Source organism: Amycolatopsis sp. NPDC104587, from assembly GCF_055583645.1.
Genome location: NZ_JBVJNO010000001.1, coordinates 23,884 through 31,872, shown reverse-complemented (window position 1 = coordinate 31,872; position 7,989 = coordinate 23,884). Strand labels below are relative to the sequence as shown.

General features: G+C 70.8%; 6 protein-coding genes and 1 tRNA gene. 4 read left to right on the top strand and 3 right to left on the bottom strand.

The features are described 5' to 3' along the window. Positions 1-126: 126 nt before the first annotated feature. A complete protein-coding gene (locus ACZ61C_RS00170; RefSeq protein WP_465301171.1) occupies positions 127-423 on the bottom strand; it encodes a WhiB family transcriptional regulator in 297 nt (98 codons plus the stop codon). A gap of 343 nt (positions 424-766) precedes the next feature. On the opposite strand from ACZ61C_RS00170, the gene ACZ61C_RS00165 reads away from it, so the two are divergent. Next, positions 767-2,947, top strand: a complete 2,181-nt coding sequence (locus tag ACZ61C_RS00165; RefSeq protein ID WP_465301169.1) for a transglycosylase domain-containing protein — start codon at positions 767-769, stop codon at positions 2,945-2,947. 47 nt (positions 2,948-2,994) lie between these two features. Here ACZ61C_RS00165 and ACZ61C_RS00160 read toward each other — a convergent pair whose 3' ends face one another. Beyond that, positions 2,995-4,716, bottom strand: a complete 1,722-nt coding sequence (locus tag ACZ61C_RS00160) for a serine/threonine-protein kinase (protein ID WP_465301167.1) — start codon at positions 4,714-4,716, stop codon at positions 2,995-2,997. Between the two features lie 118 nt (positions 4,717-4,834). Between ACZ61C_RS00160 and ACZ61C_RS00155 the strand changes: the two genes are divergently transcribed. Next, entirely contained in the window at positions 4,835-5,815 is a 981-nt protein-coding gene (locus ACZ61C_RS00155) for a metallophosphoesterase (protein ID WP_465301165.1), read from the top strand. Positions 5,816-5,844: 29 nt separating this feature from the next. After that, a tRNA-Pro gene (locus tag ACZ61C_RS00150) sits at positions 5,845-5,918 on the top strand. A 141-nt stretch (positions 5,919-6,059) separates the two neighbouring features. On the opposite strand, the gene ACZ61C_RS00145 is transcribed toward ACZ61C_RS00150, so the two are convergent. Further along, complete coding sequence (locus ACZ61C_RS00145) at positions 6,060-6,827, bottom strand: methyltransferase domain-containing protein (protein ID WP_465301163.1); 768 nt, start codon at positions 6,825-6,827, stop codon at positions 6,060-6,062. A gap of 39 nt (positions 6,828-6,866) precedes the next feature. Here ACZ61C_RS00145 and ACZ61C_RS00140 point away from each other — a divergent pair. Further along, the coding region (locus ACZ61C_RS00140) for a TolB family protein (protein WP_465301161.1) at positions 6,867-7,989 on the top strand (1,123 nt) is incomplete at its 3' end.

Genomic DNA, 7,989 nt, shown 5'->3' with positions numbered 1-7,989 from the left:
ACGCCGCCCCCCTGTGGCCCCCCGCCCACCCTAACCTCACCCCCCTCCGCCCGCCCCCCCTCTAGTGGTCTGGGCGCCGTCCCCCACACCCCCCCCCCCCCCCCACGACGAGCTGCGGTAGGGCGGTCAGCCGACTTCGACCCGTTCCAGGGCGTCCCTCTTGGCCGCCTCGAGCAGATCCGCCCAGCTCCCCACGTCGGGACGGCGGCGCAGCAGGGCCCGCCGTTCCCGTTCGGTCATACCGCCCCAGACACCGAAGTTGATCCGGCCGTCGAGCGCTTCGGCGAGACATTCCGTGCGGACCGGGCAGCCCATGCAGACGGCTTTCGCCCGGTTCTGCTCCGCACCCCGGACGAACAGGCCGTCCGGATCGGCGTCCCGGCAGGACGCGTTGATTCGCCAGCTCGACTGGTTGGTTTCCATACCCCCAGCTCCCTACCCTGGTGTTCGACGCACCAGCGGGGAAAGGCACTGCGCTCCTTGCCCCCGCGAGCGTGTCTCCCTCTGCTCACGTCGGTTACCCGGGCACCTCCCCGGTGCCGGTGCCGCCGTTCGGGCCAAGCGAGCTCCCACTCGCGCTAACCCGTCCGACGGCTTTTCTTCGTGAGACGTTGACGGACTGTAGGGGCCCTCGGTTCCCCCCGCCAAGACCTAGGATGCCTTCCGTTACCAGATGTCACCGAAGGGGGTCGGTTTTGTCACTGAATTCACACTTGTGGAGACAGGGCGTCACCGTGGCCTGACCTCGTCCGCGTAGGCTGGCCCCGTGCGAAAAGCGGATGGTTTGTTCAAGCTCATCGGCCTCTGTCTGCTCGCGGGGGTGCTCGTCGCCGGCATGCTCTTCCCGGTCGTGGGGGCCGCCGGCGTCATGTCCAACCAGGCCAGCGAGACGGTCGAGAAGACGTCTTCGGACCTCGCCGACATTCCGCCGCCCCTGGTCACGACGGTCACCGACAGCGGCGGCAAGCCGATCGCCACCCTGTACGACCAGTACCGGCTGCCGATCACCGAGAACCAGATCAACGAGGCCATGAAATGGGCGCTCGTCTCGGTCGAGGACAAACGGTTCTACGACCACCACGGGGTGGACTGGCAGGGCACGCTGCGCGCGGCCGTCAGCAACAGCACCGGCGCGGACACCCAGGGCGCTTCCACGCTGACGCAGCAGTACGTCAAGAACTACCTGATCAACGTCGTCTACCGCGGCGACCAGGTCGGCCAGAAGAAGGCCCAGGAACAGTCGGTCGCCCGCAAGCTCAAGGAAGCGCGGATCGCGATCCAGCTCGAAACGAAACTGAGCAAGCAGCAGATCCTCGCCGGTTACCTGAACATCGTCGAATTCTCCCGGCAGATCTTCGGGATCGGCGCCGCCGCGCACGCGTACTTCAACACGACGCCGGAAAAGCTGACCGTTCCGCAGGCCGCGCTGCTGGCCGGCCTGGTCAACAACCCGGTCAACAACGACCCGTGGAAGCACGCCGACAAGGCCACCGCGCGCCGCAACCTCGTTCTCGACCGGATGGTCGAGAACAAGAAGCTGGCGAAGGCCGACGCCGACCGCTTCAAGGGCGAGCCGCTGGGCGTCGTGCCGGACTTCCCGGCCAAGCCGCCGGCCAACTGCATCGGCGCGGGCCCGGAGTCCGGGTTCTTCTGCCAGTACGTCGAGGACTACCTGATCAAGTCCGGGATGACGAAGGACCAGCTCTACACCGGCGGGTACACGATCAAGAGCACGCTGGACGAGCGCGCCAACCACGAGGCGAAGGTCTCGGCCGAGGCGCAGGTGAAGAAGACCCAGCCCTACATCGCGAACACGCTGTCGCTGGTGAAACCGGGCAAGGACCGGCACGAGGTGGTCGCGCTCGCGGCCAACCGCGACTACGGCGGGAACCAGGACGAGGGCCAGACGACGTACGCGCTGCCCGCGGGTGTCTACAACACCGGCGGCGCGGGGTCGACGTACAAGATCTTCACCACCGCCGCGGCGCTCGAGAAGGGTGTGACCGGGATCTTCTCGCCGGTCCAGGTGCCCGACTCCTACACCTCGCACGTCTTCACCGGTGGTGGCAACAGCTGCCCGCAGACCGGGCCGCCGCTGCGCTCGCGCTGGTACTGCGTCGGCAACGCCGGTGACTACAGCCGGGTCGCCCAGGGCGCGACCGTCCAGACCGCGCTCGCGACGTCGCCGAACACGACGTTCGTCGAGCTGGAAGACCGGCTCGGCAGCACGGCGCCGGGCATCGACATGGCCAGCCGGCTCGGCATGCGCGACACGATGGCGAGCACGACCGGCGGCGGCACGGTCGACCCGAAGTCCCCGGACGACAACAAGCGGCTCAGCCAGGCCCAGGTCTACGGGCCCAACGGGCAGAACCCGGGCTACGGCGCGTTCACGCTCGGCTTCAGCCCGCTGAGCGGCCTGGAGCTGGGCAACGTCGCGGCGACGATCCTCTCCGGCGGCGTCTGGTGCCCGCCGACGCCGATCGCCGGCGTCACCGACCGGAACGGGCAACCGGTCCCGGTCAAGGAAGCGGCGTGTCAGCAGGTCGTGCCGGAGGGCCTGGCCAACACCCTCGCCGTCGGCATGAGCAAGGACGACCAGCCCGGCGGCACGTCGTTCCAGGCGGCCAACAGCGCCGGCTGGGACCGCCCGATCATCGGCAAGACGGGCACCACGCAGGGCAACGTCTCGGCGACGTTCGTCGGCGGCACGCCCCAGCTGGCGGGCGCGGCGATGACGTTCAAGTTCGGCGGCGGCCGAGGCGGTATCTGCGACGCCGGCCCGGGCCGCGTCAGCCTCTGCGCCGGCGGTCGCGACGGCAACATCTTCGGTGGCCACGCCCCGGCCCGCACGTGGTTCGGCGCGATGAAGAACATCATGGACGCGAGCCAGCCGAGAATGGACCTCCCGCAACCGGACCCGCAGTACATGGGCGGCGGCCGGTAACCGTGACGACGCAGAGGGGCCCGCGGGCCCCCTCTGGTCGTTCCGGGTCAGTTGTCGGGCATCTCCGACAGGATCCCGGTGTTCCACCACTCGTACAGGTCGGCCAGCTCGGCGTTGTTCGTCACCTTGGTCGACAGCAGCACGCCGGCCACCAGGTTCTGCTGCGTCCACACCAGCTGGGACGGAGTGCCGACGAAGCACGTCAGGTACTCACCCGGCTTCGGGGCCGCCGCGCGGTAGTACGTGCCCCAGATCTTCGGGTACTTCTCGGGCCGGCACGCTCCCTGCGCGTCGTTGCGGGTGAGGCCCTGCGCCTTGACGATGCTCTGGAAGAACGCGTCCATCGCGGCCGCGTCGGCGAAGCGGAGGAAGCGCGCGCCGGTCGGCTCCGGGAACACCACGTTGCCCGACTTGATGTCCCCGACGTTCGAGCCCTGGCACTCCACCGCGGCGGCCGCGCCGGCGGGCACGGCCGCGTCGACGCACGAGTACTGCTTGTAGATGGCCGGAAGCGCGGCGTACAGCTTCTCGTCGTGCGCCGGCTTGGTCTCCGAAGTGGACGGTGGCGGGCTCGACGTCGTCGGCGGCGGGGTCGGCGGCGGGGTCGACCCCTCGGTGACGGTCGCGGGCACCAGCGGGGACGACGTCGGGCTGCCCGTCTGCGACGTCCGGCCCTTCGTCACCAGGTACGTCACCACCAGCGCGACCACCACGATCCCCGCCAGCACGCCGCACACGGCGATCCAGCGGTTGCGCTGGGACTTCGGCGCGGCCGGGGCGGGCGGCGGCGGGCTCGGGTACGCCCCGGTCGGCGGACCGTACGGCCCGGTCGGGACCGGCGTCGCCCGCGGCGGTGTCATGGGCGGAGGAGCGGCCAGGGTGGGCGGCGGCCCCGGCCGGGTCGGCTGCCAGGCCGGCGCGGGCAGCGTCTTCTGCCACGTCGGGTGCGGAGCGGCCGGCGCTTTCACCGCGGCCCGGACGGCGTCGGCCAGCGCTGCCGCCGTCGGGTAGCGGTCCGCCGGCTTCTTCGCCATCCCGCGCGCCACCACGGCGTCCAAGGCGGGCGGCAGGCCCGGTCGCACCTGCGACGGCACGGGCGGCGACGCGGTCAGGTGCGCGCCCATCTGCGCGGCCGCGCCTTCGGCCGGGAACGGGCGGCTGCCGGTCAGGCATTCGAAAAGGACACACGCGAGCGCGTAGACGTCGACGAGCCCGGTGATCGGCGCGTCACCGAAGCGTTCCGGCGCCATGTAGTCGAGCGTGCCGATCACGTTGCCGGTGCCGGTGATCGACGTGCCTTCGGCGGTCATCGACCGGGCGATGCCGAAGTCCACGAGGTACACAAAATCGGCGCTCGTGACGAGCACGTTGGACGGCTTGACGTCCCGGTGCACCAGGCCGTCTTCGTGCGCGGCGTCGAGCGCGCCCGCGACCTGCTCGACGATGCCGGCAGCGCGATCCGGCGGCAGCGGCCCGTCCTCGAGCAGCTCCTTCAGGTCCTTGCCCTCGACGAGGCGCATGTCGAGGTACAGCTGCCCGTCGATCTCGCCGTACGCGTGGATGGGGATCACGTGCGGCTCACGCAGCCGCGCGACGATCTGCGACTCACGCCGGAAGCGCGCGCGGAAGCCTTCGTCCGCCGCGTTCGGTCCGGACAACAGCTTCAGCGCGACGACGCGGTCGTGCGCCGTGTCGTAGGCGCGGTGGACCTCGCCCATGCCACCGCGGCCCAGCAGGCCCTCGATCCGGTACGGCCCGAACTGCTCCATCGTTCTCCCCAAGCCCCCCGGCTTGCTTCCCGTCTACGGGCCGACGCAAATGCTAATCAAGAGGTTCCCCGTAACGGCGGCGAAGTCATCCAACCGTTGAGCACGTATCCTGGACCCCGTGAGCACGCTCAGTAACAAATCCACGTCGGGGGCGAAAGCGGCACGCCTCGCCGCGGGGACGCTGGCGCTCGGCGCCGCGACGCTCGGTTACGCCGTCGGCATCGAACGGCGTCACTGGACCCTGCGCACCGCCCAGCTCCCGGTGCTGGCGCCCGGGTCGCGGCCGTTCACCATCCTGCACGTCTCGGACCTGCACATGCTGCCGAGCCACCACAGCAAGCAGCGCTGGGTCGCCGCTCTCGACGAGCTCGAACCCGACCTCGTCGTCAACACCGGCGACAACCTTTCGCACCGGCAGGCCGTCCCGTCGGTGCTCCGGGCGCTCGGCCCGCTGCTCGACCGGCCCGGCGTGTTCGTCTTCGGCAGCAACGACTATTACGCGCCGAAGCCCAAGAACCCGGCCCGGTACCTGATGCCGAAGGGCAAGAAGAAGCGCATCCACGGCGTCCAGCTGCCCTGGCGCGACCTGCGCGCGGCGTTCGTCGAGCACGGCTGGACGGACCTGACCCACGTCCGCCGCACGATCGACGTCGGCGGCCAGGCGGTCTTCGCGGCCGGCGTCGACGACCCGCACCTGCGCCGCGACCGCTACCCCGACATCGCGGGCCCGGCCGACACCGGCGCGGCCGTCCGCATCGGCGTCACGCACTCACCGGAGCCGCGGGTCCTCGACACGTTCGCCACGGACGGTTACGACCTCGTCCTGGCGGGCCACACCCACGGCGGCCAGCTCCGGCTCCCGGGTTACGGCGCTTTGGTCACCAACTGTGAGCTGGATCGCACCCGCGCCCGCGGCGCCTCCCGCTGGGGAGCCCACATGTGGCTGCACGTCTCGGCCGGCCTGGGGACGTCGCCGTGGGCCCCGGCCCGCTTCGCGTGCCCACCGGAAGCCAGCCTGTTGACGCTGGTCCCGCGCGGGTCGGGGGCTGAGGAACCGCGTAAGGCGGCCCGCCGAAAAGCCCGCGACACCGTCCGCTAGACTTCTCCACGACCCGTTAAGCAGTACCTCGGGGTGTGGCGCAGCTTGGTAGCGTGCCTCGTTCGGGTCGAGGAGGTCGTGGGTTCGAATCCCGCCACCCCGACGAGTGAGCCTTGGGGGCCGCGTGTTCGTGGAAAACACGAACCACCGCGGCCCCCTCGGTGTTTTTTGGGGGTCGAACCCCCAAGCCCCCGCCAGGGCGGCTTCGCCCCCTGGACCCCCGACGCCACGCTGGCGCGTTTCCCTAGCCTCGGGTGGCTGTTACTTCTACCCAGCATTGGGTGAAGTCGCCGTCGCCGCCGCGGGTCCACATCCAGGCCGAACGCGCCGCGCTCGCCAGCTGGTCCCGGTCTCGGCCCGGTTCCGCGATCGCTGCCTCCAGGCGTGCTTCCACGTACTTCGCCAGGTCGCGGTAGCTCATGTCTTCGCGGTAACGCGCTCTTGAGACGATCTCCGTGAACCCCGCCGTCGCGCATTGGTCCGCTATCACCCGGCCCGCGAACGGGTTTCCGCCTGCCTGGCGGCGCAACAAGTAGTGGCCTCTCAGGGCCGCGTCCACGTTTGCCGTCTTGGGGCGGATCCGGGCCTTGCTCCAGTCCGAAGTGGACAGAGCAAGGCGGCCGCCCGGTTTCAGGACCCGGCGGAGCTCCGCCAGTGCGTCCAGGGGGCGGGCCAGGTGCTCGAACAACGCGTGGGAGAACGCCACGTCCACGCTCCCGGAAGCGAACGGGAGGTCGTAGGCCGACGCCACCAGGAAGTCCACTGTGGACCGGCCGGCGCGGCGGGCCAGCGCGCGGGCCATCGCCACCTGGCCCGCGTCGAGGTCGACACCCGCCACGCGGGACTCCGCCGCGAGCCCCAGCGTGATCGAGCCCGGGCCGCAGCCGAGGTCGACCACCCAGGCGCCCGGGGTGAACAGGGGCTGCGCGAACGTCGCGCGCTCCGCGGCGGTGCGCGCGGACATCATCGAAACCGCGTCTCGCCCGTAGCCCGGCGCGTAACCCTCCAGCACCCCGCACACAGTACGGCCAGAAGGTGGCAGGATCGAGGGGTGAGCACGCAGTCAGCCAACCAATATCCGCCCGCGGTGGTCCCGGACCGGCTGTTCGACGAGGCCGAAGCCGAAACCCGCTGGCGCGCCCGCTTCCACGCCCCGCGCATCTCCGTGCCCGACTGGGCTCGCGACGCCCCCGACTCCAACGTCTACGTCTCCAACTCCAGCGGTGTCTGGGAGGTCTACGCCTGGGACCGCGCGACCGGCGAGCACCGCCGCGTCACCGACCGGCCCAACGGCACCATGCACTCGACCCCGTCCCCGGACGGCGAGTGGATCTGGTGGTTCGACGACACCGACGGCGACGAGTTCGGCTCGTGGGTGCGCGAGCCGTTCGCCGCGACCGAGGGCAGCAAGCCCGAGAAGGCCGTGCCGGACGTCCACGACGGCTACCCGGCCGGCCTCGAGATCGGCGCGAAGCTCGTCGCGATCGGCGTCTCGACCGACGACGGCAGTGAGCTCTTCGCCCGGATCGACGGCGAAACGCACCGCTTCTACAACCACGCGGACGACGCCGGCATCGCGTCGCTTTCGCGCGACGAGAGCCTCATCGCGATCTCCCACTCCGAACACGGCGACTCGCGGCACCCCGCGCTGCGGGTGCTCGCGACCGACGGTTTCGGCACCGTTTCCGAGAATTGGGACGGCGAGGGCAAGGGCCTGACCGCCCTCGAGTTCTCCCCGCTGCCCGGCGACCAGCGCCTGCTGGTGCTGCACGAACGCCGGGGCCGTGAAGAGCTGCTCGTCTGGGACGTCCGGGAGGACACCGAGACGGAGCTCGAGCTCGACCTGCCCGGCGAGGTCGTCGCGGGCTGGTACCCGGACGCGCGCGCCCTGCTCGTCGTGCACTTCCACGAAGGCCGCAGTTCCTTGTACCGCTACGACCTCGACACCGCCGAGCTGTCCTCTGTGGACACCCCAGCCGGCCGGATCGGTGGCGCCGGCGTCCGCCCGGACGGCACCGTCGAGTACTCGTGGTCGAGCGCCGCCGAGCCGGCCGCGGGGGGGGGGGGGGGGGGGGGGGGGGGGGGGTGCGTGCCTTTTGCGTCGCCGGGTGAGCTTGCGACGGGGGTGGAATCGGTGACTGAAGAGTTGCGCGGAAGGGGTGTCTGCGCGACGC